General features: G+C 63.5%; 1 protein-coding gene. It reads right to left on the bottom strand.

Features of this window, described 5'->3' with window-relative positions; all coding sequences use genetic code 11:
- Positions 1-2,014, bottom strand: a 2,014-nt coding sequence (locus tag H163_RS23465) for an autotransporter-associated beta strand repeat-containing protein (protein ID WP_040679483.1), incomplete at both ends; no start/stop codon positions are given.

Raw genomic sequence — 2,014 nt, 5'->3', positions numbered from 1 at the left:
GCCGGTGTAGCTGTTGCTGCCGGACAGGACGATGGTGCCCGCGCCCGTCTTGCTGACAGCGCCGGAACCGGTGACGCTGGTTGCAATGGTGGCCGCGAGGCCATTGCCGATGCGCAGCTCCATGCCACCGGCACCGGCCACGAGAGAACCGGTGCCGGACAGCGTGTAGCCGTCCGTGGCGAACTGCAGGCCTGCGACCGACTGGGTGCCCGTCACGGTGACCGTGCCGCCGGAGGTTCCGGCAAAGACCGCCGTCAGGTCAGCCCAGCTCGTCGCCACATTGCCAGCCTGGCTGGTCCAGTTGGTGCTGCTGCTGTTCCAGGTGCCGGAACCGCCGTTGACGGCGCCGTTGGCGGCGGTCTGCCCACCATTCCAGAACTGCAAACCGTTGTAGCTGGTGATCAGGTTCACCTGCCCCGCCGTACCCAGGGAAACCGTCAGCTCATAGCCGGCCGGCACATCGCCGAACATCAGCCCGTTGTCCGCCGTCAGCGTGCCATAGTCGAACAGCCGGTAGGAGCCCGTGCCGAAATTGCTGCCCGTGATGATGTTGAGAATACCGTCGAGCGTCAGGCCATTGGTGACGGACACCAGATCGTTGACGCCGCTTCCCACGACGCCCGGCGTATCCAGCTCGAAGTTGAGCAGGCTGGAATTCTGAAGCACAAGGCTATCAACCGTCAGCGTGCCGGGGCTGCTGCCAGGGTTGAGGCTGCCGCCATTCAGAACGCTCACTGCACCGGCGATGCTGCCGCTGCCGCCAAGCGTGCCACCGGATGCGACGCTCACAGCCGTGTAGCCGAGCGAGCCCTCAACCTGAAGCGTGCCGCCGGAGACGGTGGTGCTGCCAGTGTAGGTGTTGGTGCCGGACATGATGAGCGTGCCTGCGCCGGTCTTGACGAGGCCGCCACCGGACGAGACCTGGCTGCTTATCTGGACAAGGATGCCCGTGCCCGTGTTGATTGTATTGGGGCCGTCATCTTCAATCTCGATAGTATTATCGATGACCGTATCGCTGGTGACATCAAGCCGTGCGCCGTCAAGGCGCAGCGTGCCGGAACCAAGGTTGCTGTCCGAGGCGATGGACAGGGTGCCGGTCGAAACTGTGAGAGTGCCGGTAAGGGTGTTGGCGCCGGACAGAACGAGCGTGCCGCTGCCGCGCTTACGCAGATCACCACTGCCGGAGACCACCCCGCTCAGTGTCACCGAATTGCCTCCCGTATCAAGGAAGCTTGCCGCTCCCGATGCAACAGAGACGCTGTTGGTCAGCGTTGTTGTACCCGTCACCGCCAGGTCGGATCCACTCAGGGTGAGCGCGCCGGTGCCAAGATTGCTGCCGGAGGAGATGCTGAGGATGCCGCCGGAAACCGTCGTTGTGCCACTGTAGGTATTGGTGCCGGACAGGATCAGCGTACCGCTGCCTGTCGAGGTCAGGCCACCGCTGCCGGAGATGACGCCGTTCAGAATCACCTCATGGCCATTGGCAATGTCGATGGTGCCGGCACCGCTTCCGAGGGTGAGCGCATTTTCGATCGTCGTGCTGTCAGTGACGGCCAGCGTACCGCCATCAAGCGCCAGTGTGCCGCTACCAAGATTGAAGTCCGATGACGCCGACAGGGTGCCTGCAGAGATCGTGATGGTGCCGGCATATGTAATGTTCATCCCGGACAAGGTCAGGGTGCCCAGGCCGGTCTTGGTCAGATTACCGCTGCCGGAGAAGTCCCCGTTCCAGGTGACCGCATTTGTGCCCGTATCAATCGTGCTGGAGGAGCCTGCCTGGAAGATCGCGCTCCGGGCAATGGCCGCATCTGCGGTCACGGCCAGCGTGCCTCCGCTGAACCTCAGGGTGCTGATGCCCAGGTTGCTGTTCGACGAGATCGACAGGGTGCCTGCAGCAACATACGCCTGCCCAGTGTGGGTGTTCGTGCCGGACAGGACAAGCGTGCCAGCGCCGGTCTTGGTCAGATTACCGCTGCCGGAGATCACGCCGCTCAGTGTTACCGCATTGCCGGTG

Source organism: Pannonibacter phragmitetus DSM 14782 (assembly GCF_000382365.1).
GTDB classification, from domain to species: domain Bacteria; phylum Pseudomonadota; class Alphaproteobacteria; order Rhizobiales; family Stappiaceae; genus Pannonibacter; species Pannonibacter phragmitetus.
This window is presented reverse-complemented; position numbering and strand designations above follow the sequence as displayed.